At 69.2% G+C, this 25405-nt stretch carries 31 protein-coding genes and 1 pseudogene; 11 read left to right on the top strand and 21 right to left on the bottom strand.

Going from position 1 to position 25405, the window contains the following annotated elements; all coding sequences use genetic code 11:
• Positions 1-112 precede the first annotated feature (112 nt).
• Positions 113-991 (bottom strand): transketolase family protein, encoded by an 879-nt coding sequence (locus tag CCN37_RS31280; RefSeq protein ID WP_371505249.1) that lies wholly within the window; start codon positions 989-991, stop codon positions 113-115.
• Positions 992-1050: 59 nt separating this feature from the next.
• Positions 1051-1752 carry a transketolase gene (locus tag CCN37_RS31285; RefSeq protein WP_246843420.1) on the bottom strand — a complete coding sequence of 234 codons (702 nt, stop codon included), beginning with the start codon at positions 1750-1752 and terminating at the stop codon, positions 1051-1053.
• 54 nt (positions 1753-1806) lie between these two features.
• Between CCN37_RS31285 and soxR the strand changes: the two genes are divergently transcribed.
• On the top strand, positions 1807-2271 hold the full coding sequence (gene soxR, locus CCN37_RS31290; protein WP_086827808.1) for a redox-sensitive transcriptional activator SoxR: 465 nt from the start codon (positions 1807-1809) through the stop codon (positions 2269-2271).
• 476 nt (positions 2272-2747) lie between these two features.
• Positions 2748-2894 (top strand): hypothetical protein, encoded by a 147-nt coding sequence (locus CCN37_RS40235; protein ID WP_168200943.1) that lies wholly within the window; start codon positions 2748-2750, stop codon positions 2892-2894.
• A gap of 257 nt (positions 2895-3151) precedes the next feature.
• Here CCN37_RS40235 and CCN37_RS31295 read toward each other — a convergent pair whose 3' ends face one another.
• Positions 3152-3340 carry a hypothetical protein gene (locus tag CCN37_RS31295; protein ID WP_086827809.1) on the bottom strand — a complete coding sequence of 63 codons (189 nt, stop codon included), beginning with the start codon at positions 3338-3340 and terminating at the stop codon, positions 3152-3154.
• A complete protein-coding gene (locus tag CCN37_RS31300; protein WP_086827810.1) occupies positions 3331-3624 on the bottom strand; it encodes a hypothetical protein in 294 nt (97 codons plus the stop codon). The genes CCN37_RS31295 and CCN37_RS31300 overlap by 10 nt, the downstream gene beginning before the upstream one ends.
• Positions 3625-3677: 53 nt before the next feature.
• On the opposite strand from CCN37_RS31300, the gene CCN37_RS31305 reads away from it, so the two are divergent.
• Positions 3678-4211, top strand: a complete 534-nt coding sequence (locus tag CCN37_RS31305; protein WP_086827811.1) for an RNA 2'-phosphotransferase — start codon at positions 3678-3680, stop codon at positions 4209-4211.
• Between the two features lie 13 nt (positions 4212-4224).
• On the opposite strand, the gene CCN37_RS40240 is transcribed toward CCN37_RS31305, so the two are convergent.
• The 5 genes from CCN37_RS40240 to hisD all read right to left on the bottom strand — a co-directional run bounded on the left by CCN37_RS40240 (position 4225) and on the right by hisD (position 7982).
• Positions 4225-4383, bottom strand: a complete 159-nt coding sequence (locus CCN37_RS40240; protein ID WP_168200944.1) for a hypothetical protein — start codon at positions 4381-4383, stop codon at positions 4225-4227.
• 64 nt (positions 4384-4447) lie between these two features.
• Positions 4448-4810 (bottom strand): peptidase inhibitor family I36 protein, encoded by a 363-nt coding sequence (locus CCN37_RS31310; protein ID WP_168200945.1) that lies wholly within the window; start codon positions 4808-4810, stop codon positions 4448-4450.
• 141 nt (positions 4811-4951) lie between these two features.
• On the bottom strand, positions 4952-5551 hold the full coding sequence (hisB, locus tag CCN37_RS31315) for an imidazoleglycerol-phosphate dehydratase HisB (RefSeq protein WP_086827813.1): 600 nt from the start codon (positions 5549-5551) through the stop codon (positions 4952-4954).
• Positions 5548-6663 (bottom strand): histidinol-phosphate transaminase, encoded by a 1116-nt coding sequence (locus tag CCN37_RS31320; protein ID WP_371505240.1) that lies wholly within the window; start codon positions 6661-6663, stop codon positions 5548-5550. Before CCN37_RS31320 ends, hisB begins: the two co-directional genes overlap by 4 nt.
• A complete protein-coding gene (gene hisD, locus CCN37_RS31325) occupies positions 6660-7982 on the bottom strand; it encodes a histidinol dehydrogenase (RefSeq protein WP_086827814.1) in 1323 nt (440 codons plus the stop codon). Before hisD ends, CCN37_RS31320 begins: the two co-directional genes overlap by 4 nt.
• Before the next feature lie 232 nt (positions 7983-8214).
• Between hisD and CCN37_RS31330 the strand changes: the two genes are divergently transcribed.
• The 3 genes from CCN37_RS31330 (at position 8215) to CCN37_RS31340 (ending at position 12248) form a co-directional block, all read left to right on the top strand.
• Positions 8215-9513: a M14 family metallopeptidase gene (locus CCN37_RS31330; RefSeq protein WP_086827815.1), complete on the top strand. Its 1299-nt coding sequence runs from the start codon at positions 8215-8217 to the stop codon at positions 9511-9513.
• 80 nt (positions 9514-9593) lie between these two features.
• Positions 9594-10877, top strand: coding sequence for a M14 family metallopeptidase (locus CCN37_RS31335; RefSeq protein WP_246843421.1), 1284 nt, complete (start codon positions 9594-9596; stop codon positions 10875-10877).
• A 111-nt stretch (positions 10878-10988) separates the two neighbouring features.
• Positions 10989-12248: a M14 family metallopeptidase gene (locus CCN37_RS31340; RefSeq protein WP_086827823.1), complete on the top strand. Its 1260-nt coding sequence runs from the start codon at positions 10989-10991 to the stop codon at positions 12246-12248.
• Between the two features lie 55 nt (positions 12249-12303).
• Here the strand turns inward: CCN37_RS31340 and CCN37_RS31345 are convergent, their stop codons facing one another.
• The 9 genes from CCN37_RS31345 to CCN37_RS31385 all read right to left on the bottom strand — a co-directional run bounded on the left by CCN37_RS31345 (position 12304) and on the right by CCN37_RS31385 (position 19694).
• Positions 12304-12636, bottom strand: a complete 333-nt coding sequence (locus CCN37_RS31345) for a hypothetical protein (RefSeq protein WP_143261892.1) — start codon at positions 12634-12636, stop codon at positions 12304-12306.
• A gap of 113 nt (positions 12637-12749) precedes the next feature.
• A complete protein-coding gene (locus tag CCN37_RS31350; RefSeq protein ID WP_086827827.1) occupies positions 12750-13052 on the bottom strand; it encodes a hypothetical protein in 303 nt (100 codons plus the stop codon).
• A gap of 45 nt (positions 13053-13097) precedes the next feature.
• Positions 13098-13397 carry a hypothetical protein gene (locus CCN37_RS31355; protein ID WP_086827829.1) on the bottom strand — a complete coding sequence of 100 codons (300 nt, stop codon included), beginning with the start codon at positions 13395-13397 and terminating at the stop codon, positions 13098-13100.
• A gap of 25 nt (positions 13398-13422) precedes the next feature.
• A complete protein-coding gene (locus tag CCN37_RS31360) occupies positions 13423-14607 on the bottom strand; it encodes an aminotransferase class V-fold PLP-dependent enzyme (RefSeq protein ID WP_086827832.1) in 1185 nt (394 codons plus the stop codon).
• A gap of 18 nt (positions 14608-14625) precedes the next feature.
• Positions 14626-15270 carry an ABC transporter ATP-binding protein gene (locus CCN37_RS31365; protein WP_246843422.1) on the bottom strand — a complete coding sequence of 215 codons (645 nt, stop codon included), beginning with the start codon at positions 15268-15270 and terminating at the stop codon, positions 14626-14628.
• On the bottom strand, positions 15252-16151 hold the full coding sequence (locus CCN37_RS31370; protein WP_246843423.1) for an ABC transporter ATP-binding protein: 900 nt from the start codon (positions 16149-16151) through the stop codon (positions 15252-15254). Before CCN37_RS31370 ends, CCN37_RS31365 begins: the two co-directional genes overlap by 19 nt.
• Positions 16148-17005: an ABC transporter permease gene (locus CCN37_RS31375; protein ID WP_086827834.1), complete on the bottom strand. Its 858-nt coding sequence runs from the start codon at positions 17003-17005 to the stop codon at positions 16148-16150. The genes CCN37_RS31370 and CCN37_RS31375 overlap by 4 nt, the downstream gene beginning before the upstream one ends.
• A 110-nt stretch (positions 17006-17115) precedes the next feature.
• Complete coding sequence (locus tag CCN37_RS31380) at positions 17116-18099, bottom strand: ABC transporter permease (RefSeq protein WP_086827836.1); 984 nt, start codon at positions 18097-18099, stop codon at positions 17116-17118.
• A complete protein-coding gene (locus tag CCN37_RS31385; protein ID WP_246843424.1) occupies positions 18096-19694 on the bottom strand; it encodes an ABC transporter substrate-binding protein in 1599 nt (532 codons plus the stop codon). Before CCN37_RS31385 ends, CCN37_RS31380 begins: the two co-directional genes overlap by 4 nt.
• A 52-nt stretch (positions 19695-19746) precedes the next feature.
• Here CCN37_RS31385 and CCN37_RS31390 point away from each other — a divergent pair, with 52 nt between their 5' ends.
• On the top strand, positions 19747-19959 hold the full coding sequence (locus tag CCN37_RS31390) for a helix-turn-helix domain-containing protein (RefSeq protein WP_143261893.1): 213 nt from the start codon (positions 19747-19749) through the stop codon (positions 19957-19959).
• A gap of 6 nt (positions 19960-19965) precedes the next feature.
• Here the strand turns inward: CCN37_RS31390 and CCN37_RS31395 are convergent, their stop codons facing one another.
• Positions 19966-20640 carry a DUF2848 domain-containing protein gene (locus CCN37_RS31395; RefSeq protein WP_086827840.1) on the bottom strand — a complete coding sequence of 225 codons (675 nt, stop codon included), beginning with the start codon at positions 20638-20640 and terminating at the stop codon, positions 19966-19968.
• A 54-nt stretch (positions 20641-20694) separates the two neighbouring features.
• Between CCN37_RS31395 and CCN37_RS31400 the strand changes: the two genes are divergently transcribed.
• Positions 20695-21999 (top strand): MFS transporter, encoded by a 1305-nt coding sequence (locus CCN37_RS31400; RefSeq protein ID WP_086827842.1) that lies wholly within the window; start codon positions 20695-20697, stop codon positions 21997-21999.
• A gap of 111 nt (positions 22000-22110) precedes the next feature.
• On the opposite strand, the gene CCN37_RS31405 is transcribed toward CCN37_RS31400, so the two are convergent.
• A complete protein-coding gene (locus tag CCN37_RS31405; protein WP_086827844.1) occupies positions 22111-22728 on the bottom strand; it encodes a GntR family transcriptional regulator in 618 nt (205 codons plus the stop codon).
• Positions 22729-22778: 50 nt separating this feature from the next.
• Between CCN37_RS31405 and CCN37_RS31410 the strand changes: the two genes are divergently transcribed.
• From CCN37_RS31410 to CCN37_RS41730, 3 genes and pseudogenes are all read left to right on the top strand, one after another.
• The gene (locus CCN37_RS31410; protein ID WP_086827846.1) at positions 22779-23570 is read left to right on the top strand and encodes a carbon-nitrogen hydrolase family protein; all 792 of its coding nucleotides are present in this window, start codon (positions 22779-22781) and stop codon (positions 23568-23570) included.
• 51 nt (positions 23571-23621) lie between these two features.
• Positions 23622-24296 (top strand): response regulator transcription factor, encoded by a 675-nt coding sequence (locus tag CCN37_RS31415; protein WP_086827847.1) that lies wholly within the window; start codon positions 23622-23624, stop codon positions 24294-24296.
• A 131-nt stretch (positions 24297-24427) separates the two neighbouring features.
• Positions 24428-24961, top strand: a pseudogene (locus CCN37_RS41730) (HAMP domain-containing protein); the annotation flags it as partial.
• 113 nt (positions 24962-25074) lie between these two features.
• Here CCN37_RS41730 and CCN37_RS41735 read toward each other — a convergent pair.
• A complete protein-coding gene (locus tag CCN37_RS41735) occupies positions 25075-25401 on the bottom strand; it encodes a HAMP domain-containing protein (RefSeq protein ID WP_086827849.1) in 327 nt (108 codons plus the stop codon).
• Positions 25402-25405 lie beyond the last annotated feature (4 nt).

The following is a 25405-nucleotide window of genomic DNA, read 5'->3' on the forward strand; positions in this document are numbered from 1 at the left end:
GCGCTGAATGACTCATTGAGGTACTTGAACGCACTGAATGACTCGTTCATGTGGTTCAACGGACCGAATGAGTCATTCAGGGCGTTCAGCGCACCAATGGGGCCGTTCGCGTTCAGCCCAGGAAGCGGGTGATGGAGTCGTGGAGGCCGGCGGCGTCGAGCCCGTGGACGACGTCGTGCTGCTCAGCGGTTCCGTAGGCGCGAACCTCTTCGTCACGCCGGACGCCGAGTGCGAGCAGCCGGTGCGGGACATCGGCGAGCGCGGTCGCGACCTCGTGCGCTGAAGTGCCGCGCAGATACGGCTCCACCAGAACGACGTTCGCGTTCGAGCCCACCGCCGCGCGCAGCCCGGCGTGGTCGAAGGGCCGCACGGTCGCGGCGTAGAGCACGGTGGCGTCCACAGTGGACGTTGCGGCGAGCACGGGGTCCAGCATCGGCCCGACCGCGACGACGACGCCCTTGCTCCCCGTGCGAACGGTGGTGAAGCCCTCGACGGAGTGCGCGCGCGAGTTCCGCCGCGTGGACAGGCGGAGGTAGACGCGGTCATCACCAGCGAGCGCGGTGGACAACAACGAACGGACCTCGTCCTGGTGGCCGGGAACGTGGATCGTCCAGCCGGGCAGCGTGTCGATCAGCGCGACGTCGCCAGGCGCCTGGTGGGTGCGCCCCCAGACCGGGTCGTCGTAGGACGCGCCGATGCTGACGAGGACCGCGCCGACGTCTTGGTGCCCGAGGTCGAGCTTGATCTGCTCGAAGGGCCGCTCGACGAGGAACGGCGTGTAGCTGTGCGCCACCGGCCGAAGCCCGGTCAGCGCCATCCCACCCGCGACGCCGATCATGGCCTGCTCACGGATGCCCACGTTGACCACGCGCTCCGGGTGCCTCGACCGCGCTTCGGCGAAGTTGCCCGCCGAGATGTCAGCGGTCACGACGGCGATGCGCGGATCGGTGTCCATGGCGGCGGTGACGGTCTCGACGAAGACCTCTCGCATCGTGACATCACTGGAGGCCAACGCCAGCGCGGTCTTCGTCCCGGCGAAGTCGGCGGAGGTCATTCCACACCCTCTTCCCTGATCACGGCGACCACGGCGCGCGGACGGCCGGGGTGCGCCTCGGTGAACGCGCGGTAGAGCGCCTCTTGGTCGCGGCCGTCGACGGAGACGGTGTCCCAGCCCTCGACGGCGAACCGGCTCGCCATGCCGCCGGGCCAGCCGTGGCTCGCGGAGCCGTTGTCGATGGCCACCACGGTCAGCTGTTCGAGGCCGAGCCGCCCGGCGAGCGCGATCGCCTCGTGGTTGCTGCCCTCGTCGAACTCGCCGTCGCCGACCAGCACGAACACCCTCGGCGTGGTCCGGCCCTGCGCGCGCAACCCGAGGACCTGGCCGACGCCGAGCGCCAGCCCGTGGCCGAGCGAACCCGCGCCGATCTCCACGCCCGGCACCAGGACCCGGTCCGGGTGCTGACCGAGCGTCGAGCCGAAGTCGGTCCAGTCGTCCAATGTGGACGGATCGAGGAAGCCCTTCGCGGCGAGCACCGCGTAGTAGGCCATCGGCCCGTGCCCCTTGGAGAGCAGGAAGCGGTCCCGGTCCGGATCGTCGATCCGCTCGGGCGACACGTTGAGCACGCGGTCGTAGAGCGTCCACAGCGCGGGCAGCGTGGAGGTCGCGGCCCACTCGTGCTTCTCGTCCCCGCTCATGCGCCGGAACAGGTCCGGTAGTTCGGACCAGCCTCTCCTCAAGATCCCCTGTGTCATGGGACCATGGTGCAACCTCGACTTAGCTAGAGGTCAAGCAGTAGGCTCCGTTCCATGGCGGAATCGCTCACCTGGCTGACGATCGGCGATGTGGCCGCGCGCAGCGGGGTCCCGCACACCTCGTTGCGCTTCTACGAGGACAAGGGCCTGATCGTCTCCGAGCGCACCGCGGGCAACCAACGCCGCTACGCGCGCTCCGTGCTGCGCAGGCTGGCGTTCATCCGCTCCGCGCAACGCGTCGGGCTCACGCTGGAGGACGTGCGCGACGCGCTCGCCACCCTGCCGGACAACCGCACTCCGACCAAGGCCGACTGGGCCCGCTTGTCCAAGGCCTGGGACAAGGAGCTGGAGATCCGCATCGACGCGCTGCACCGCCTGCGCGAGCGGCTGGCGTCGTGCATCGGCTGCGGCTGCCTGTCGCTCAAGGCGTGCGGCCTCTACAACGAGAACGACGAGCAGGCCCAGTACGGCCCCGGCGCGCACAAGCTCAAGCCAGCCGCCGAGGGCGGCCGAGACTGAAGCTCACAGATCCCACTGGCCGAGCACCACACCGGTGGCACCTCACGTGCCCTTGACGCAGTAGCTCTCCGCATTGTCGTTCATGCTGCCGCCGAGAAAGTTGCGAATGATTCCGCCCACCCACACCAACTGGGTCATCAGCGCGGGCCAGGTCAGGAAATCTTGACCTGGCCCCTTAGCCACTGACCCAGATGCGACGACCGTTCGCCATCCGTTCCCGGAACCACCGCGCCAGGTCATCAGCCCCCAGTCAGCGAGGCCAAATGTAGATGGCATCCGTGCCGTTCGACCTGCGTATGACCTTCAAGCCCACCGGGCAGTTGACGTACGTTGTGTTCCCGATCGCGGTCTCCGGCGAGAACTCCGAATAGCTGGGGTGATGGATATTGCCCTGATAGCTGCACCCTACCTCGACTACGTACCGATGAACTCCGGGAAGGTGAGCGCTGGTGCACACGCCACTAACGTGAGTTCGGGTGTCGGTCGTCACCATGTCGCATTTTGGTTCCGCGGCGCTCGCGGTCGTCGAGGCCGCCTGTGCGCTGGCCGGCAGTAGCACGGCGGTGAACAGCAGGCCGGCGCAGAGTGCTGCGCTCGTGAACGAAGTACGCATGCTCCAGTGATCCTCTCACATGAATAAATGAAACTTCAACAAAAACTCTCACATCCACCCGCATGCGAATATCATGCGAGCGGCACTTCATCTCCGCGAGGACGAGGTCGCGCTGAACGCCTCTACAGCAATCCGCGAAAACTTTTCCCGGCAGCGACCCACTCTTTTCGAATTTCGCAAACAAATCATCCGGACGGTAGCGACGCAAAATATGAGAGCCTATTCACTTCAGCGAAGGCTGAAAAGCAAAAGGCTTCTGGGTGACGCTCAGTGCCGGGGATTGGCTGCGACGCCGGTGGTGACGCGGCTGTCGGTCTGGACCTCGACGAGCACTCCGCCACCGAGGGGCTGGAGCCACAGCGTTCCCGAAGCTGAAACGATGTCCAGCGCGTGGCGCACCACCTGCTCCGCCGTGAAGACCGCGACGGGCAAGGACGTCGTCCACATCACGGCCACTGACGGTTCTCCGCGACGTGCGGCGCCATGGTGGAGGCCACGCGTGCGGCCACCTCGTCGTCACTGGACGCCAAGTGCTGGCCCAGGAACAGGTGAACGTCCCAATCGATCTCCGCCGAGCTGACTGGCGTGAACAGGTGGAGGCTGGTCAGCTCGCGCACGGCGGAGTCATCGAACAGCTCGACAGTGCCCTCGGCCAGCATCCGGCGTAGGAACTCCGGCAAGCCGTGGAGCCAACGTCCGTACCTGCGCCGCAGCTCCGCATCGCTCATCGCCTCGGCCACGAACGGACCCTACAGAGACCAAAGCGCTTGCGCGGGATGCTGCACTTGGTGCCATGAACCAAGCACGGCTCGTGAGCGTGTCGAAGCGGATGTCCCGCCACCTCCGCCACGCCCCCGAGGAGATCGGCATCACCCTGGACGCGGCGGGCTGGGTGGCCGTCGCGGACCTGATCGCCGCGCTGCGCATCACGCGCGAAGAGCTCGAAACAGTGGTGGCGGGCAACGACAAACGGCGCTTCGCCTTCGACGAGACCGGCCAACGAATCCGCGCCAGCCAAGGACATAGCGTCGCAGTCGACCTCGGCCTCGAGCCCGCCATCCCGCCCGCAGTGCTCTACCACGGCACAGGAGAACGATTCCTGCCCGCGATCCTCAGCGAGGGACTGCGGCCGATGAAGCGCCACGCGGTGCACCTGTCGGCGGACGTCGAGACCGCGCACCGCGTCGGCAACCGCAGGGGCTCACCCACGATCCTGGTCGTCGACGCAGCCGCGATGTCCGCCGACGGTCACACCTTCCACCGCAGCGCGAACGGCGTCTGGCTGACCTCAACCGTCCCGCCGCGCTACCTGACGCGGCGCGCGTAGTCGCCGCGCTGGCTCAGGTGGTGGAGATCCACCAGGCGACGGCGCCCGCGCCCGCGAGGACGGCGCCGACGAGCAGCAGGATCGCGATGAGCTTCATCGACTTCCACAGCGTGTACGCGCCACCGATGAGGAATCCGGCGAGGGCGAGCAGGGCGATGTACACGTAATCCATGCGCGCAGGTTAGAGCACGCCCCTCGACGGCCGGGACGCCGGTGACCTTCGGGGCCGCCGACGGTCAGGTCCCGTCGAAGCTGTAGCTCTCCACCTCGTTGTTGAAGCCGAGCCTGCTGAGTTCGGGGTAGTACCCCGGCCCCAACGGCAGGCTCCTGCCCTGACAACCGTCGTCAGCGTAGAGCCGGACGGTGTGCCCGGTGTTGTTGATGAGCGAGCTGATCTCGTTGTCGCCGTTCCACCCGGCGATTTCCAGGCAACCGGACACCGCTGCCGACTTGGCGTAGAGGGTGTCGGCGTACCAGTCGTCCTCCCACATGCAGAGCTTGTAGCTGCAATCATCCGCGTTGGCCGAGGCAGGCGCGACGCCAGCCAGCATCGCACCCCCGACCGCGAGCACCGCGACAACGGACCGAAGCTTGCGCATGATTCCCCACTTCCACAGCCTCACCAACGGAAAGAAATCGCCCGCAGCGCAGGTGCGCAAAATGTGAATCCCCATGCACTTAAGTGACACCTGAATCGCGGGACGACTCAGGTGCCCGAAGTACAATCGATTTCGCTCAGATCAGAGAACGCCCTTGGTGGACGGGATCCCGGTGACCCTGGGGTCGCGCTCCACGGCCGCGCGCAGCGCTCGTGCGATGGCCTTGAACTGTGCCTCGGTGATGTGGTGCGGGTCGCGGCCGTGGATGACGCGCACGTGCAGGGCGATGCGCGCGTGGAAGGCCAGCGACTCGAACACGTGCCGGTTGAGCACGGCCGGGTAGTTGTTGCCGATGGTGTAGCCGGCCAGCAGGTCGGGCTCGCCGACGTGCACGCAGTACGGCCGCCCGGAGACGTCCACGGCGGCGTGGGCCAGGGTCTCGTCCATCGGAATCCACGCGTCGCCGAAGCGCCGGATGCCGGAGGCGTCGCCGATGGCCTCGCGCAGGGCCTGGCCGAGCACGATCGCGGTGTCCTCGACGGTGTGGTGCGCGTCGATCTCCACGTCACCGGTCGCGCGCACGACGAGGTCGAAGGACGCGTGCGCGCCGAGCGCGGTGAGCATGTGGTCGAAGAACGGCACGCCGGTGCTGACGTCGACCTTGCCCGCGCCGTCGAGGTCGAGCTCGACGTGGATCGAGGACTCCTTGGTCGTGCGCTCGATCTTGGCGATCCGGTTCACCGCTGCACCTCCGTTGCCACTTCCTTGCTCGCGGCCAGGAAGGCGTCGTTCTCGTCGGGGACCCCGATGGTCACCCGCAGGTGGCCCGCGATGCCGATGTCCCTGATCAGCACTCCACGGTCCAAATAGGACTTCCACGCCGAAGCCGCGTCCGCGAACTGTCCGAAGAGGACGAAGTTCGCGTCGCTGGGCACCACGCGGAAACCCATGTCGCCCAAGGCTTCCACGACTCGGTCGCGCTCGGCGGCCAACAGGGCGACCGAGCCGAGCGTGTCCTCCGCGTGCCGCAGCGACGCCAGCGCGGCGGCCTGCGTCAGCGCGGACAGGTGGTACGGCAGCCGCACGAGCTGCACCGCGTCCACGACGGCGGGCGCGGCGGCGAGGTAGCCGAGGCGACCGCCCGCGAACGCGAACGCCTTGCTCATCGTGCGCGAGACGATCAGCCTGCCGCCGCACTCACCGATCAGCGAGACAGCGCTGGGCTGCGCGGAGAACTCCGCGTACGCCTCGTCCACCACGACCATGCCCGGAGCCGCCGCGACGAGCCTGCGCAGGTCCTCGGCGGGGATGGACTGGCCGGTCGGATTGTTCGGGCTGGTCAGGAAAACCACGTCGGGCTGCCGTTCGCGGAGAAGCGAAACAGCCGCGTCGGCGTCCAAGGAGAAGTCGGCGCGGCGCGGCGCGGACAGCCACTCGGTGCGCGTGCCCGCCGCGATGATCGGGTGCATCGAGTACGACGGCTCGAAGCCGACCGCGACGCGCCCAGGACCGCCGAACGCCTGGAGAACCTGTTGCAGGATCTCGTTGGAACCGTTGGCGGCCCACAGGTTCTCCGTGGCGAGCGCGACGCCGGTCGCCTGCGTCAGGTACTCCGCCAAGGCACCACGCAGCTCGACCGCGTCCCGGTCCGGGTAGCGGTGCAGCCGCTCGGCCGCATCACGGGTGGCCGCGGCCACGTCGGCGACCAGAGCCGGGGTCGGCGGATACGGGTTTTCGTTGGTGTTGAGCCGAACCGCGACGTCCAGCTGCGGCGCCCCGTACGGCGAGCGCCCGCGCAGGTCCTCGCGCAACGGCAGCCCGTCGAGGGTGAACTCGGAACCCAAGATCGTCACGAAGCACCGCCGAAGCGCGCGGTGACGGCCTGGCCGTGCGCGGGCAGGTCCTCGGCGTTGGCCAGCGCCACTACCTGGGAAGCGACCTCCGCCAGCGCCTCGCGGGTGTACTCCACGACGTGGACGCCGCGCAGGAAGGTCTGCACGCTCAGCCCGGAGGAGTGCCGCGCGCAGCCGCCGGTCGGGAGCACGTGGTTGGAGCCCGCGCAGTAGTCGCCGAGCGAGACCGGCGAGTACGGGCCGACGAAGATCGCCCCGGCGGAGCGGACGCGCGCGGCCACCTCGGCGGCGTTGACGGTCTGGATCTCCAGGTGCTCGGCGGCGTAGGTGTCGACCACGCGCAGCCCTTCGTCCACTGTGGACACCAGCATGCAGCCGGACTGCCTGCCGACCAACGCGGTCCGCACGCGCTCGGAGTGCTTGGTCGCGGCGACCTGGGCGACGAGCTGCGCGTCCACGGCGTCGGCCAGCTCCTCGGAGGTGGTCACGAGCACGCTCGCGGCCTGCGGGTCGTGCTCGGCCTGGCTGATCAGGTCGGCGGCCACGTGCACCGGGTCGGCGGTGTGGTCGGCCAGGATCGCGATCTCGGTCGGCCCGGCCTCGGAGTCGATGCCGATCAGCCCACGCAGCAGTCGCTTGGCGGCGGTGAGGTAGATGTTGCCCGGCCCGGTGACCGTGTCCACCGGCTCCAGGGCTCCGCCGTCGGTGTCGACGCCGCCGTAGGCCAGCAGCGCGACGGCCTGCGCCCCGCCGACCGCCCACACCTCGGTGACGTCGAGCAGCGCGCACGCGGCGAGCACGGTCGGGTGCGGCAGCCCACCGAACGCGGCCTGTGGCGGCGAACACACGACGAGCGACTCAACGCCCGCCACCTGCGCGGGCACCACGTTCATCACCACGGAGGACGGGTAGACCGCGAGGCCACCCGGCGCATAGAGGCCGACGCGGGCGACGGGCACCCAGCGCTCGGTGACGGTGCCGCCGGGCACGACGCGGGTGGTGGTGTCGGTGCGGCGCTGGTCGGCGTGCACCAGGCGGGCGCGCGCGATGGAGGTCTCCAGCGCCTCGCGCACGGCCGGGTCCAGCTCGTCCAGCGCGCGCTTCAGCTCGGTCTCGGGAACGCGCACGCGCGCGGGGCGGACCTTGTCGAAGCGCTCGGCGAACTCCAGCACGGCATCGACACCGCGCTCGCGGACCGCGTCCACCACCGGCCGGACCTGATGCAGCACGGCGTCCACGTCGACCTCGGCGCGCGGAAGGGAGGCGCGCAGCTCGGCGGCGGACGGAACGCGACCACGGAGGTCGATGCGGCTCAGCATGGAGGAGCAGTCCTCGGTCTCTCGAAAAGGGACGGAAAGTTTGTGCTGGTCCCAGGGTAGGCGGTAGCCCACTCGGAGCAGAACCGAGTTCGGTGTGCGCTACGTCAACCTGGCCACACGAACGGGTTACAGCCCATAGGGCTCCTCCATGCCTCGGAAGTTATGTCTTGTCGACGCTCCGTGAGCTGCGCCACGCTGCACTGATCACACTCCGTCAACGTTCGGAGGCACGATGTTGACAAGCACCAAGCGGGCCCTGCTCGCGGTGGCCCTCGGCGCCTGCGCGGCGCTGGTCGCCTCGATCCCCGCTACCGCCACGGCGACCCCTGCGCCCGCGGCGGCACAGCAGCAGCAGCAGCAGACCGAAGACCGTGCGGTGTACCAGGTGCGCGGCACGGCAACGGTCGAACAGCGCACGGCGGTGGCGAACACGGGGATCGACGTCCTCGGCTTCGACGGCGCCGCGATGACCGTGATCGGCACCCCTGCCGAGATCGCGGCCCTGCGCGCCAAGGGCTTCCAGGTCGACCTGCACTCCCAGCTCCCCAAGATCGACGAGGGGCCCGGCGTCCGCGACTTCCCGTCCGGCTACGCGGGCTACCACAACCTCGCCGAGCTGAACACGGAGCTGAACAAGACGGTCGCGAACTTCCCCGCGCTGGCCAAGCTCTCCAGCATCGGCAAGAGCCACGAGGGCCGCGACCTCAACGTCATCAAGATCAGCGACAACGTCGGCACCGACGAGAACGAGCCGGAGGTGCTGTTCACCTGCGGGCAGCACGCGCGCGAGCACCTGACCATCGAGATGTGCCTGCGCATCGTGCAGCGCCTGACCTCCACCTACGCCAGCGACCCCGCGGTGAAGCGCTACGTCGACTCGCGGGAGATCTGGCTGGTGCCGAACGTCAACCCGGACGGTTCCGAGTACGACATCGCCAGCGGCCAGTTCCGCAGCTGGCGCAAGAACCGCCAGGGACCCGGTACCGACCTCAACCGCAACTGGGACTTCAAGTGGGGCTGCTGCGGCGGCTCCTCCGGCAGCACCGGCAGCGAGACCTACCGGGGACCGTCGCCGTTCTCCGCGCCGGAGACCCAGCGCGTGCGCGACTTCGTGAACTCGCGCGTGGTCGGCGGCAAGCAGCAGATCACCGCGCACATCGACTGGCACACCTACTCGGAGCTGGTGCTGTGGCCCTTCGGCTACACCACCGCCGACACGGCCCCGGGACTGGACGCCGACCAGGCGCGGACCTTCTCCACGCTCGGCCGCCAGATGGCCCAGACCAACGGCTACACCCCGCAGCAGAGCAGTGACCTCTACATCACAGACGGTGGCATCAACGACTGGATGTGGGGCGTGCACAAGATCTGGAGCTACACCTTCGAGATGTACCCGAAGGACTTCTGGGGCGGCGGCTTCTACCCCAGGGACTCGGTGATCCAGCGCGAGACCACGCGCAACGACAAAGCAGTCGATCTGCTCTTGGAATACGCCGACTGCGTGCCCAGAGTGATTGGCAAGACCTGCTAGGTCTTGCGGCTGTTCCGGGGGTGCTCCCACCAGCGCGGGTGGGAGCACCCCCGCCCCTGTGAACACACCTGGAGGACCCTATGGCCACCCGACTCGGCCTCAGAGCCGTCGCGGTCGGCGCCTGCCTGGCCGTGATCGTGCCGACCTACGGCCTGGCGAACATGCCCGAGGCGGAGACGGTCTACACCGTCGACGGCGTCTCGGGCACCGACGCGCGCACGGAGGTCGTCTCCTCCGGCGCGGACGTGCTCGGCGTCGACCACGCGGAGATGACCGTCTCCGCCCTGCCCGGCGAAGCGAAGTTGTTGCGCGACAAGGGTTTCAAGTTGACTCCGGTCGGTGACCGGGCGCGTCAGCTCGCCGAGCGCAGCGGCCCCGACGTGGTGGCGAGGGACTTCCCGCCGGCTGACGCGGGCTACCACAACTACACCGAGCTGACCGAGGAGCTGCGCAAGACCGAGCGCGACTTCCCCGGCCTGGCCAAGCTCTCCAGCGTCGGCAAGAGCCACGAGGGCCGCGACGTCTGGCTGATGAAGCTCAGCACCAACGTCGGCACCGACGAGAACGAGCCCGAGACGATCTTCACCTGCAACCAGCACGCGCGCGAGCACCTGTCGGCGGAGATGTGCCTGCGCCGCGTCGTGCAGCGCTTCACCACCGGCTACGCCACCGACCCCGCTGTCAAGAAGTTCATGGACAGCAGGGAGATCTGGGTGCTGCCGATGGTGAACCCGGACGGCATCGAGTACGACGTGTCCACCGGCACCTACAAGAGCTGGCGGCTCAACCGGCAGCCGAACGCGGGCAGCAGCAGGATCGGCACCGACCTCAACCGCAACTGGGGCCACAAGTGGGGCTGCTGCGGCGGTTCCTCGTCCTCGCCGGGCAGCGAGACCTACCGGGGCGCGAACCCGTTCTCCGCGCCGGAGACCAAGGTGGTCAGCGACTTCGTGAACTCACGGGTGATCGGCGGCAAGCAGCAGATCACCACGCACATCGACTTCCACACCTACGGCGAGCTGGTGATGTGGCCCTACGGCTACACCAAGGACGACACCACGCCCGACCTGAACTCCGAGAACCTGCGCGCCTTCAAGGAACTCGGCACGCAGATGGCGACCAGCAACCGCTACAAGCCCCAGCAGGCCAGCGACCTCTACATCACCGACGGCGGTGTGCGGGACTGGATGTGGGGCCAGCACAAGATCTGGAGCTACACGTTCGAGATGTTCGGCGGGCAGCACGGCTTCTACCCGCCCGATGAGGTGATCGACCGCGAGACGAGTCGCAACGACAAGGCGGTCGACCTCATGCTGACCTACGCCGACTGCGTTCCGCGCGTCGTCGGGGGCAGCTGCGGCTGATTTTCGGGACAGGTAGGGCGATCCGTCCGGTTCGCCCTACCAACGTCTCTTGCCGCGACGCCCCGCAAGGCTCCACTCTCCGATCAACCCTGCTCTCCTCGGAGGTACACCATGCGCAAGCGTCGCGGCCTGTTGGTGGCGATCTGTATGGCACTGCTGCTCCCTGGCGCGGTGGGCGCCGGCGCGGCCCCACCCGAGTCCTCCGGCGTCTACGACGTCACCGCCAAGACCGTCGAGCTGCGCACCGATGTCGCGTCGACGGGTGTGGACGTCTACTCAGTGCACGGCGAGCGGATGACCGTCGCCGCCACCGCGGCGCAGGCGAAGCTGCTGCGCGACAAGGGCTTCGCCGTCACCTACCAGGGTGACGTCCGGGAGCAGCTGGCCGGGCTCACCTCCGGCCCGAGCGCGCGGGACTTCCCCTCCGGCTACGCGGGCTACCACAACTACGCGGAGATGACCGACGAGCTGCGCAAGGCGGCCGCGGACTTCCCGAACATCGCCAAGGTCTCCAGCATCGGCAAGAGCCACGAGGGCCGCGACATCTGGATGCTGAAGATCAGCGACAACGTCAACTCCGACGAGAACGAGCCGGAAGTCCTGTTCAACTGCAACATCCACGCCCGCGAGCACCTGACCGTGGAGATGTGCCTGCGCATCGCCAAGCGCTTCACCACCGGCTACGCGAGCAACTCCGCGATCAAGGGCGTCGTGGACTCGCGCGAGATCCTGATCGTGCCGAGCGTGAACCCCGACGGCGCGGAGTACGACATCGCCACCGGGCAGTTCCGCAGCTGGCGCAAGAACCGCCAGCAGCAGGCCACCGACATCAACCGCAACTTCGGCTACAAGTGGGGCTGCTGCGGCGGTTCCTCCGGCAGCCCGAGCAGCGAGACCTACCGTGGCCCCTCGGCGTTCTCCACGCCGGAGGCGCAGCGCATCCGCGACCTCGTGAACTCGCGGGTGGTCGGCGGCAAGCAGCAGATCACCGCGAACATCGACTTCCACACCTACTCGGAGCTGGTGCTGTGGCCCTTCGGCTACACCCAGGACGACACCGCGCCGGGCCTGAACGCCGACGAGGCCAAGGCGTTCTCCACGCTGGGCAGGCAGATGGCGCAGACCAACGGCTACACGCCCCAGCAGGGCAGCGACCTGTACGTGACCGACGGCGACATCACCGACTGGATGTGGGGCCAGCACAAGATCTGGACCTACACCTTCGAGATGTACCCGAGCGGGGGTGGTGCTGGCGGCTTCTACCCGCGTGACACGGTGATCGAGCGGGAGACCGCCCGCAACGACAAGGCCGTCGACCTGCTGCTGTCCTACGCGGACTGCGTTCCCCGGGTCATCGGCAAGACCTGCTGATCTCCGCTGAGCAGAAGGCCGCCTCTCGCGCTGCGCGGGAGGCGGCCTTTCGTTGTCAGGCCTTCTTGACGAAGAGCTGGCTCAGGCTGTTGCCCTGCATGTCCGTGATGAACGTGCCCGCCCCGTAGGTCTGCGGCGCCGTGATCGGGCTGCCGTCCGGGCGGGTGCCTCGGAAGTGCAGGGTGACCTTGAAACCATCGGCGACCGAGATCATCGTCGACGTCTTGCCCTCGGCGTCGTGGAAACCGAGCCCGTGGCAACGCGACCAGCTTCCCGTTGTCCACTTCAACTGGGCGCCGTAGCAGTGGGTGGCCTGGGCCGCGGTGGGCACCGTGACGGTGGCCGCCAGGGCGAGGGCACCCGCTAAGAGAACTCTCCTCGAACGCATGCCGACATGGTCACGCACGTCACGGCAGCACGCCCAGGACAACGGGAAGAATCGTCCGGTTTTCAGTGAGGGCTGAAGAGCCGCCTCCCGTGAGAGGAAGCGGCCTTCCAGTGTCAGACCTTCACGATCTCGAGACGGTTGACTTCCTCGTTGTCCAAGGACTCCCGGCCCGGCCCGTAGACCCTCGACGGCACGAGGTTGAAGTGAACAACGGCCTTGAAACCCGGGGTGGGGTCGATCCAGTTCCCCGCCCAGTTGTCGATGTGGTGAGTGCCGCCGTAGTAGCAGAGCGTGTTGGGCGAGAAGCTCCAGCGCAGTTTCGCGCCTTGGCACTCGGCCGCCTGGGCACCGGCGGGCACCGAGATCGAGGTGAGCAGAGCGAGAGCAGCAGCGAGAAGAATGTTCTTGGAACGCATACGGCGACTATGCGCGAATCACCCGGAAAACGCATGCGGATTCAGTCAGAACTTCACGACCACGATCTTCGTCGCGGTGTTGGTGTCGGTGATGTGCTTGCCGGGGTAGTAGGTCTTCGGCCCGCCGCCCCGGGTGTGCAGGGTCGCCTGGTAGCCATCGGCGACCTCGATCGACGTCGTCTTCTGGTCGTTGATGCCATGGGTGCCCGGGCCGTAGCACGGGGAGATGTTGCCCGAGCCGAGGCGCAGCTGGGCGCCGTTGCACACGACGGCGTCGGCGGCGGCGGGAACCGCGACCGAGGCGAGCAGGACAACGGCTCCCGCGAGGAGGGACTTGGAACGCATGCCGTGATTTTGAGTCAGCTGACCACTACACGCAAATCAGGTCGGAAACAGTCTCCAGAAATGTAGAAATCTGTTCGTGATCGACGAAGTAGTGCGGTGACGCGCGCACGAACTCCGTGAGCCCTCGCAGGGTCATGTCGAGCAGAGCACCGTGCGCCCCGCTCGCCGAAACGGTGATCCGCTTCGCCTGCAAAGCGCTCTTCACGTCCATGGCGCCGATGCCGTCGACGGTGAAGCTCACGATGCCGCTGCGCACACTCCCGATGTCGTGCACCTGGACGCGCGGAATGGCCGCCAGCCCTTCGCGGAGCGCGTCGGCCCGAGCCCGCACCGCGCGCTCGATGGCGTCGATCCCGATCTGGTCTGCGTAGCGCAGCGCGGCGATCAGGCCCAGCCGGTCAGCGACGGAGGACTCCCACAGCTCGTGCACGCGCGCATCCGGCCGCAGCTCGACGCCGTCCGGGATGCTCCACGTGGCGCCGTGCTGGTCGATCTGCGTCGGGGCGAGCTGAAGCCCTTGGCGCACAACGAGAATCCCGGTCCCGCGCGGGCCGCGGAGCCACTTCCGCCCGGTCGCGGAGATCATGTCGGCGCCGGTCTCGTCGGCCTTCACCCGCATCTGCCCGGCGGACTGGCACGCGTCGAGCAGCACGAGCGCTCCGGCTTCGTGCGCGGCGTCCACGGCCTCGCGCACGGGGTTCACCAGGCCGCTGTTCGTCGGCGCGTGCACGAGCGACACGAGCTTCACGCGCTCGTCAAGCAGCTCGCGGAGCGCGGCCACGTCCAGGGTCCCGGTCGAGTCGGATGGGACGACGTCGACCTGCGCGCCGACCATCCGCGCCCGGTGGTAGATCGCCACGGCGTTGCTGCCGTACTCCGCCTCGGTGATCAGCACGCGGTCGCCCTCGGCGAGCGGGACCGAGGTGAAGGCGTTGAGCCAGGACCGCGTCGCGCTCTCGGTGAACGCGATCTCGTCGGGTTGGCAGCCGAAGAAGCCCGCCGCGACGGCGTAGCCCTTGTCCAGGTCGTCGGCGCGCTCGGCGGCGGCTCGGTAGCCGCCGACCTCGGACTCGCGGCGCAGGTGGCTGATGGTTTCGCGGAGCACGGGTTCGGGCGGGAGGGAGGACCCCGCGCTGTCGAGGAAGATCCGCTCGCGGGCACCCGGAGTGTCGGTGCGGACGGCGTCGAGGTCGATCCCGTCGTCGTACATGGTCCTCACCGTAGGAGATCAGGTCCAGCGCTGTACACGATCCGCCCAGACACTGAGCAGATCCTCGTCGTGGCTGATCGCCAGCACCCCGGTGCCCGCCGCGCGGACCTCCTCCTGCACGACGCCGACCAGCGCCGCCGTGGTGGAGGCGTCCAGCATCGCCGTCATCTCGTCGCACACCAGGTAGCGCGGCCCCAGCGCGAGCGCCCGCGCCAGGCACGCGCGTTGCAGCTGCCCGTCGCTGACCTCGTGCGGACGACGGCCGAGCAGGTCCTCGGTCAGCCCGACGCGCTCGGCCAGCTCGCCGATCTTCGCGGGAAAACCGTTGGCCGCCAAGGGCTCCACGATGACCTCGCGCAGCGTGAACCTCGGGTCGACCGACAACCTCGGCTGCTGGAACACCACGCCGATCGCGGTCCGCTGGGCTCGCGGAGCGGCGTGCCGGAACTTCCGCACCGCCTCGCCGTCCAGCTCGACCAGCCCGGCCCACGGCTCGTGCAGCAGCGTCAGCACCTTGGCCAGCGTCGACTTCCCGCAGCCGCTGGGCCCGGCGAGCCCGAGCACGGCGCCGCGCTCGACCTCGATGTCCACATTGGACAGAACGGCGACGCCCGTGCGGTATCCGGCGACCAGGCCGGTCCCGCTCAGCACGGGCGCCTGCACGCGACGAGCCGATCTCCGTGCGGCGCGAGCGAAGGATCATCGGAGCAGGTGTCCGAGACCGGGCAGCGGGGCCGGAACGCGCAGCCGTCGGGCAGGTGCGTCAGCTCCGGTGGATGCCCTGGGATCGGCCGGAAACCGCCCTCCGGCAAGGCGCCCAGCAACCCGCTCGTGTACGGGTGCAGCGGATCGGCGAACATCTCGGCCGCCGACCCCAGCTCCACGAGCCTGCTCGCGTACATCACCGCGAGATCGGTCGCGGACCGCCGCGCCGCCGCGAGGTCGTGCGTGATCAGCAAGACCGCTCTTCCCTCTTCGGCCAGCCCCGCGAGCAGATCCATCGTGCGGTCCACCAACGGCCGGTCAAGCCCGCTGGTCGGCTCGTCGGCGAGGATGATCGGCGGGTCACCGGCCAGTGCCATCGCGATCGCCACGCGCTGTGCCATGCCACCGGACAGCTCGTGCGGGTACCTGTCCAACATTTCCGGCTTCAGCCCGACACGCACGGCCAGCTCGTCGACGTCCTGCTCTGGCTTGAGCGCGCGCACGGTCTCTTTCAGCTGGCTGCGCGCGGTGCGGACCGGCGTCAGGTGCGTGACCGCCGACTGCGGCACCAGGCCGACCATCCGGCCGCGCACCTTGGTGGCCAACGTCCTCTCGTCGGCCGCGAGCACGTCCAGCCCGTTCAGCCGAGCGCTGCCGCGAACTTCGGCGTTGCCCGGCAACAACCCCAGCAGCGCCGACGCGAGGACCGACTTCCCGCACCCGCTCTCCCCCACCAACGCCAGCAGCCGCCCCGGCTTCAGCTCGAACGACGCGTCCGTGACCGCGCGAACTTCGGCTCCGCGCACCAGGAAACGGACTGACAGACCTTCGACGATCACAGCGCCAGCTCCGATCTCCGCCGTGGCACCAGGCGATCTCGCCACACCGACGCCATCCCCGACACCGCGAGGGTCGTCGCGATCAGCACGAGCGACGGGAACGCCACCACCCACCACGCTCCGGTCAGCACCGCCGCCCTGGACTCCGCGAGGATGTTGCCGATGCTGGCCATGTGCGGTGGTAGCCCCAAGCCGAGGAAGCTCAGCGCTGTCTCGTGCCACACCGCGTGCGGCAACAACAACACCGCCGACATCGCCGCCTGCGGCACCACCGCGGGCACCAGGTGCCTGTGCAGCACGCGCCACCTCGAAGCTCCGCCGGAGATCGCCGCGTCGATGAACGGCCGCTCCCGCAAGGAAAGCACCTCCGCGCGCACGATCCGCGCCACCGTCGTCCAGTGCGTCAACGCGATCGAAGCAACGACCGCGGTCAGATTTCCCCTGTACAGAGCCACGATCACGATGCCGAGGAGCAGGTGCGGCACGGAGTTCAGCGTGTCCACGAACCGCATCGCGAGCCGGTCCGGCCAGCCCCCAAGGGCTCCCGACAGGCCACCGATGAGCACTCCGAGCACCGTGGAGATCAGCGCGCACAGCACCGCCACCAACAACGACACGCGCAGCCCCGCGAAGGCCCTCAGCAACAGATCACGCCCGCCCGCGTCCGTCCCGAACGGATGCTCGACCGAAGGCGCCAGGCGCACCGACTCGTAGTGGATCAGGCTCTCGTCCAACCCGCCCGCCCACGGCAGCACCACCGCCCCCAGCACCAACACCGCGAGCGTGCCCGCACCCCACACCAACCTCCGCGAGCCCGACCGCGCCCGCCCCACACGCCTCCACTGCTCACTCATCACGCCCACCCGCCAACGGCCCCTTTGACGCCGTGAACGCACTGAACGACCCGTTCAGGGAGTTCAACGCACCAAACGAGGCGTTCGCGTGCCAGCAGGTCGACTGCGGCTCAGCCATCGACGCCCACCCTCGGGTCGAGCACGGCGGCGGCCACGTCGGCGAGGAGTGAGCCGATCAGCACGGCGGCCGTGGCGAGCAGCGAAAGCACCACCAGCAAAGGGAAATCGACGGCGAGCGCGGCGCGGACCACGGCGCTCGCCACACCGGGCCACGAGAAGACCTCTTCGACCAGGACCGCGCCGGTGACCAGCTCCGGCACCCGCGCTCCGATCAGCGTCACGAACGGCAGCAACGCCGTCGGAAGCGCATGGCGAAGCACCACAACGTGTTCAGCGAGGCCACGCGCGCGGGCGCCGGTCACGTGGTCCTCCGCCAAGGACGTCAACAACGACTGCCGCACGTGCAGCACCAACCACGGCGTCTGCGAGACCGCCAACACCAAGGCGGGCAAAGCGAGGTGCGACGCGACCTGGCCGAACGTGGCTTCAGCACCCGCATCGGTCAGCCCCGCGACCGGGAACCACCCCAGCGACAACGAGAACACCGCGATCGCGACGAGCGCCAGCACGAACGGCGGAATCCCTTCGAGGGCATGGCCGATCGCCGTGACGAAGCGGTCGAGCCAGCCGCCCTGGCGCCACGCCGCGAGCACTCCGAGCACCAACGCGATCAGCACCGCGAGCACGAGCCCGACGACGACCAGCAGCAGCGTCCACGGCAGGCGCTCGCCGATGACCTGCGCGACGGGCTGCCGGAACGACCGGCTCACCCCGAGGTCACCGGACAGCAACCCGCCAGCCCACCGTCCAAATTGGACAAACAGGGAGTCGTTGAGCCCCAACGCTTCTCGCGCCTGGGCGATCTCCGAGGCCGAAGCGTTGAAGATCTGCACGCCGTAGTACTGGTGGATCGGGTCGAAGGGAGACGCGGCGCCGAGCAGGAAGACTCCGACAGCGACCGCGCACAGCACCGGGATCGAGAAGAGCAACCGCCGCAAGGCCAACGCGGCGATGTCGCGCGCGCGAGAACTCACCCCTTGGGCACCCAGCTCTGCACGTTCCACCACGGACCCCAGGTCAGGCCGTGCGTGTGCGGGTCGACGACCTCCTGGTAGCCGGTCCAGCCGTCGCGCACGACGTAGGTGTGGTCGAGGAAGACGAGGAACACCATGGCCGGATCGGCGGCGTAGGCGCGCTGGAACTGGCGGTAGTACGCGACGCGCTGAGCCGGATCGGTCTCCTTGCGACCAGCGTCCAGCGCCGCGTCGACCTGGGTGTTGCGGTAGGAGCCGGGGTTGTTGAAACCGTTGGCGGCAAAGGAGGAGTGCAGCAGCGGATAGGACTTCAGGTCCGGGTCGAACGGGTTGCCGCCGCCGAGCACCAACGCGTCCGCGCCCATCCTCGGCTCGATGGCCTCCCAGCCGAGCCCCTCCAGCTTGACCTCGACGCCGACGGCCTTCGCGTCGGAGGCGAACGCCTGCGCGAGGTCCTTGCGCACCGAGTCGCCCGCCGGGTACATCAGCGAGAAACTCGCCCGCTGCGGGCCGCGGGCCCGCACACCATCGGCGCCGAGCACCCAGCCCGCCTGCTCCAACAGGCGTGTGGCCTCGTCCTTGTCGTAGCGGAACTGCGCGGTGGGCTCGACGAACTCGGGGAGCGCCTGCGGGATCGGCGTGGACGCGGGCTTGCCCTTGCCGCCGAGCAGCGCCTGGATCATGCCGTCCCGGTTCATCGCGTAGTTCAGCGCGAGCCGCACCGCGCGGTCCCCGGTCACCGGGTTGTTCATCGGCATGACCACCGTGCGGTAGTCGGCGCTGGAGTGCTTGATGACCTGAGCGCCCTTGACGTCGGTCATGCCGTTGGCGGCCAAAGGAGGCAGCGCGGTCCCGTCGAACTCGCCGGCCCGCATCCGCTGCGCGCGCGTGTTGTCGTCGATCGCGAAGACCACGGTCAGCTTGCGAACCTTCGGCGCACCAAGGAAATAGTCGTCGTTGGCCTCCATCACCATGCGGTCGCCCCTGCGCCACTCGGTGAGCTTGTACGGGCCCGTGCCGACCGGCTTGGCGTTGAACGGCGAGCGTTCGAGCGGCCCCGGCTGCGCCACCGACTCGCTCGGCACGATGCCCAGCACCAGGCGGTGGGCGAACGGCGCGTAGGCGTGGGCGAGCGTGAAGCGCACGGTCGTCGGCCCCTCGGCGTCGACCGCTGTGACCATGGAGTAGTTGGCGCGCACCGTCGAAGCGAACGCGGGATCGAGCACCGCGCGGTAGGTCGCGACGACGTCCTCGGAGCCGAAAGTGCTGCCGTCGTGGAACTTCACGCCCGGCCGCAGCTTCACCGTCCACGTCCTGCCGTCCGGCGAGGGCTGCGGCACCTCGGCCGCGAGCGCGGCGCGCACACTGCGGTCCGCGCGATGCTCGACCAGGCCGTCGAAGAGCTTGGACGCGCCCTCCTCTCCGAAGCCGAGCAGCGGGTTGAGCGTCTCCGGCTCGTAGCCGTCGGCCAGCACCATGGCGGTGCGGTCCTGGCCGGTCTGCCGATCGGGGGCTGAGGGTGTCGTGCACGCGGAGACCGCTGCCGCGACGATCAGGACGGAGCCGGCGAGCCGCCGACGGCGAGTGAGGAGCACCCACCGACCCTAGGAACTCCTGCCAGTCGCTTGCAACAGCTACCGTGTGCGCATGACGACCGAAGCTGAGGCTCTCCTGCCGTACGAGGTCGGCGACTTCGCCAAGCTGGTCCGCGAGGTCCGCGAGCGCAAGGGCTGGAGCTACGCCCAGCTCGCCGAGGCCGCGAACATGCCGCTCGAAGCGGTGATCGACTTCGAGGCCGCGCGCATCCGCCCCTCCCTGGCCGCGGCCACCATGCGCCACCTCATCGACTCCATGGACTGACACGACCTAGCCGACCGGCTCGGGAAGCCGTGAGGTGGTGTAGGCCAACGTCAGAGGGCTCGCCGGGGACGTGGGGTCGGACATCTCCACGCGCCACGAGCTGGCGAACTGGTTGACGCCCGCGCGCATGGGGATCGTGCCGGAGAGCAGGACGGTGCCCGGCGCCAACAACCCGCGTTCGCGGAGCTCCGCCAGCCAGTAGGACGGCGGCAGGAGTTCGGCGAGCGTGCCGTGCTGGATCACCTCGTCGTCGGCCCACGCCGTCAGCACCAGCTCATCCAGACGCGGCTCCACCTCGGACAACCGCCACGCCCGCGTACCGAGCACGTCCGGCGCGGCCTGCTTGCTCCACGCGACGCCGTGCACTTCGAGGTCGCGGTCGGTGTGGTCGCAGGCCACCGTCAGCAGCACGTCGTCGTCGGTCACCACCAACGCCCACTCCGCCTCGCCCGAGGTCTTCCCGTGCTGCACGGGCACGGTCGTGGCCTGCTGCGCCAGGTACGGCGCGACCGGGTACAGGCACGGCGTGACCGAGGGCGCGGACACGCCCAGCTCGGCCAGCTCAGCGACGTGCGCGGCCACGTCCTCTTGGCTCCGGCCCGCATAACCACCGTTGAGCAGGTGTTTCACCGCCACGGGGACGCGGGAGCCGTCGGGGAGTTCGAACACCAGCTCGGCCACGACCGACCCTCCTCCACTTGCGCATACGTGTTGTATACAGTCAGTATCACACGCATGGCCCCGCAACCAAGCCGCTCAGCACTGGCGCGAGCCTTCGCCGCCAGCCTCTCCGGTACCGCCCTGGAGTGGTACGACTTCGCGATCTACTCCTCGGCCGCCGCGCTGGTCTTCGGGCACCTGTTCTTCCCGAGCGGTGACTCGCTGACCGAGACGCTGATCGCCTTCTCCACCTACGCGGTCGGCTACGTCTCGCGCCCGCTCGGCGGGATCGTCTTCGGCAGGCTCGGCGACGTCATCGGCCGCAAGCGGGTCCTGGTGATCACGTTGCTGCTGACCGGGATCGCCACGTTCCTGATCGGCGTGCTGCCGACGCACGAGCAGATCGGCACCAGCGCGGGGGTCCTGCTGGTGCTGCTGCGCTTCGCCCAGGGCGTCGGGCTCGGCGGCGAGTGGGGCGGCGCGGTCCTGCTCTCCAGCGAGTTCGGCGACCCGAAGCGACGCGGCTTCTGGGCCTCCGCCGCCCAGGTCGGCCCGCCGGCGGGAACCCTGCTGGCCAACGGGGTCCTCGCCGTGCTGACCGGATCGCTGAGCCGCGAGCAGTTCCTGAGCTGGGGATGGCGCGTGGCCTTCCTGCTCTCCGCGCTGCTCGTGCTCTTCGGGTTGTGGATCAGGGTGAAGCTGGAGGAGACGCCGGTCTTCAAGGCGATCGCCGAGCACGGGGACCGCCCTGTCGCCCCGGTCCGCGAAGTCTTCACCACGCAGACCCGGCCGCTGATCGCCGCGATCCTGTGCCGCGTCTGCCCGGACGTGCTCTACGCGCTGTTCGCGGTGTTCACGCTGACCTACACCACCCAGGTGCTCGGACTGCCGCAGAGCTGGGCGCTCACCGCGATCATGATCGGCTCAGCCGCGCAGCTCGTGCTGATCCCGCTCGCCGGGGCGCTCTCCGACGTGTGGGGCCGCCGCAGGACCTACGCGGTGGCGACGCTCTGCGCGGTGGCCTGGCCGTTCGTGTTCTTCCCGCTCGCCGAGCAGCGGTCGCTGTTCCTGTTGGTACTGGGTGTCGTCGGGGGCCTGGCGATCCACTCGTTCCTCTACGGCCCGCAGGCGGCGTTCATCTCCGAGCAGTTCGCGCCGCGCCTGCGCTACACCGGCAGCTCGCTGGCCTACACGCTCGCGGGCGTCATCGGCGGAGCCATCGCGCCACTGCTGTTCACCTGGCTCTTCGCCACCTTCGGCAGCTGGCTGGCCGTGGCCGCCTACCTGGCCGTCACCGGCGTCGTCACCCTCGTCGGCGTGCGCCTCGGCCGCGACCCCCACGACGCCGAGGCCGAGGACCGCGCGCTCACCCCCACCTGACCGCCCCCGAAATTCCCGTTTCGTACCGAAAGCGGGAAAGAGAGCGCTCCCAAATACTGCCTGGAGTACGAAACGGGTTCACCAGACACGTTGGGGCGCGCGGGATGCGGGTTAGGAGGTGAGGAGGACCTGGCGGGTGGTGTCGAGGTGGTGGGTGATGGCGGCGGAGGCGGCTTCGACGTCCCCGGCTTCCAGGGCGGCGACGATCGCCTCGTGCTCGGCGAGCACCGCCTCCTGCCTGCCGGGCGCGCGCACGAGGGCGGCGACGCCGCAGCGGATCTGCCGCGCGCGCAGGCCCTCGTACACGCGGCCCATCAGCTGGTTCCCGGCCGCCGCGACCAGGGCGGAGTGGAACTCGTGATCGAGCTCGATGAACTCACCCTCGGAGGAGTTGACCAGAAGCCGTTGCCGCGCAAGGGTTTCACGCATCCGAACGACCGCGTCGGAGCCGACCGCGCAGCTCGCGGCGTGCCGTTCGATCACCCCGCGCAGTTCCATCAGCTCGGCGATCTCCCGCCCGGACACCGGCGCGATGTAGGCGCCCTTCTTCGGCACGAGCCGGACGAGGTCCTCGGCGGCGAGCATCAGCAGGGCCTCGCGGATGGGCGTGCGCGAGACCCCGATGCGGTCGGCGACGTCCTGTTCGCTGATGAAGCTGCCCTGCTGCGCGGGATCGCTGAGCACCGTGTTCCGCAGGAACTCGTAAGCGCGGTCCCGTCCCGACTTCATCGCCCACCCCGTTGCATACAGTGAGCATACAAGTCACGAAGGAGGAGCCCGTGCGCATCGCCCTGTGCCAGATCGTCTCCGGCCCCGACCCGGCCGCCAACCTCGACCTCGTGCGCAAGGGCGTGCGCGAGGCGGAGGGCGCGGACCTGGTCGTCTTCCCCGAGGCGACGATGGCCTGCTTCGGCGGTCCGAAGCTCGCCGAGATCGCGGAGCCGCTGGACGGCCCGTGGGCGAGCGCCGTCCGCGAGATCGCCGCCGAGGCCGGGGTGACCGTGCTCGCGGGCATGTTCACGCCGGAGCCGGACGGGCGCGTGCGCAACACGCTGCTGATCACCGGGCCGCACGGGCACCACGGCTACGACAAGATCCACCTCTTCGACGCCTTCGGTTTCCAGGAGTCCGCGACGGTCGCGCCCGGCACGGAGACGGTGACCTTCGACGTCGCCGGGACCACGGTCGGCGCGGCGGTCTGCTACGACGTTCGCTTCCCCGAACTGTTCCGCGCGCTGGCCGACAAGGGCGCGAAGGTGACCGTGGTGACCGCGTCGTGGGGCGCGGGGCCGGGCAAGCGCGAGCAGTGGGAACTGCTGGTCCGCGCGCGGGCGCTGGACACCACGTCCTGGGTGGTCGCGGTCGGCCAGGCGGACCCGGCCAGCGTCGGCGTCCCCGCGCGCGGAACCGCGCCGACCGGCATCGGCTTCAGCCTCGTCGCCGATCCCTTCGGCCGGGTGCACACGACGCTTGACGCTCAGCCCGAAACCCGAATCGCGGTCATCGACCCCGAGGACGTCGAGCCCGCCCGCGCGGCCATTCCCGTGCTGGTCAACCGCAAGCTCAGCTGAGCTCCGGCAACGGAAACAACCCGGAAACCGGGTCCTCGCTACGTTCGGCCGATGCGGTTGTTGATCATCGAGGACGAGCCGGACCTGGCGACCGGGCTCAGGGCCGGGCTGACGCACGCGGGCTACGCGGTGGACACCGCCGAGACCGGGAGTGCCGGGCTGGAGAAGGCCGAAACCCACTCCTACGACCTCGTGGTCCTGGACCTGAACCTGCCCGACGTCGACGGCCTCGACCTGTGCCAGCACCTCGCGCGGGGCGAGCAACCGCCGCGCATCCTGATGCTGACCGCACGCGGCAGCCTCGCCGACCGCGTGCGCGGGCTGGACCACGGCGCCGACGACTACCTGGTGAAGCCCTTCGCGTTGGCTGAACTCCTTGCCAGGATTCGGGTTCTGCTGCGCAGGGACGTCTACACGGGCGGTTGCGTGCAGCGGCTGGGTGATCTGGTGCTGGACACCGCGCGCGGCACGGCCTCCCGCGCGGGCAAACGATTGTCGTTGACGCGCAAGGAGTTCGGGGTCCTGCGCTACCTGATGACCAAGCCGGGGCACATCGTCTCGGCCGAGGACCTGCTCGAACACGTGTGGGACGAGCACGCCAACCCGTTCACCGAGACCGTCCGCGTCACCGTGGGAACGTTGCGCCGCAAGGTGACCCGGCCCGACACACCACCGCTGATCGAGACGGTGATCGGCCGCGGGTACCGATTGGCCGACCAGTCGTGAGGTGGGCCTCCACGATCCGGTTCCGGATGACCGTCACCTGCTCCGCGTGGGTGTTCGCGCTCGGCCTGGTCGTGCTGGGCGTGCTCTACCTCGCCGTGCTGGCCTCCGTCGACGAGCTGCGGAAACCCGCCATGATCGTCAGGTTCGCGCTGGGCCAGAACGGCTCGACGGGCACGTTCCACAAGGTCCAGACCGCGGTGGAGGACTGGGAGCGCGAGGCCACCGTCGGCGCGGTCGCGCTGTTCGGCAGGTACTCGCTGCTGGCGCTCGCGGTGCTGTTCCTGCTCAGCCTCGCCGTCGGCTGGTGGCAGTCCGGCCGCGCGCTGCGCCCGATCCGCCGGATCACCAGCACCACCAAGGAGATCACCGCGACCGACCTGACCCGCCGGATCGCGCTGGACGGCCCGCGCGATGAGCTGCGCGAGCTGGCCGAGACCATCGACGACATGCTCACCAGGCTGAGCACGGCCTTCGACGACCAGCGCCGGCTGCTCGGGGACGCCTCGCACGAGCTGTGCAACCCGCTGGCGATCATCCAGACGAGCATGGACGCCGTGCTCTCCCGCGACGACGTGGGCCCGGCGCAGCGCCGGGCGGCGACCGCGATCGTCGGGCGGGCGCTGACCAGGATGAGCGGGCTGGTCGAGGACCTGCTGGCCACCGGCCGCCGCGACTCGCTGGCCTTCGCCGAGTCCCCCGTGGAACTGGCCGAGGTCTCCGCCGGTACCGAGTTCCACATGCTGGCGACGGAGTCCCGAGTGGAACTGGTCGAGGAGCATCAGCCGGGTCCGACCGTGATCGGTGACCGGGAAGCGCTGCGCCGGGCCGTGGCGAACGTGCTCAGCAACGCGAGCATGTCGTCGATGGTCTCGGCCAGCTCGCGCAGCTCATCGCGCGGGCCGTCCAGCGCGATCCGGCGGGTCAGGTCGGTCGCGGTGATCTCCTTGGTGGTGCTGGTGATCCGGCGGATCGGGCGCAGCGCGCGGCCGGACTGCCACCAGCCGACGGCGAGGCTGAGCAGGAACAGCACCGCGAGCGCCAGCAGCGAGTACCTGCCGAACAGCGCGACCGCGCCGACGGTGGCCTCGCGCTCCCAGTCCTCCACCGCG

Source organism: Allokutzneria sp. NRRL B-24872 (assembly GCF_002155965.1).
GTDB lineage: Bacteria > Actinomycetota > Actinomycetes > Mycobacteriales > Pseudonocardiaceae > Allokutzneria.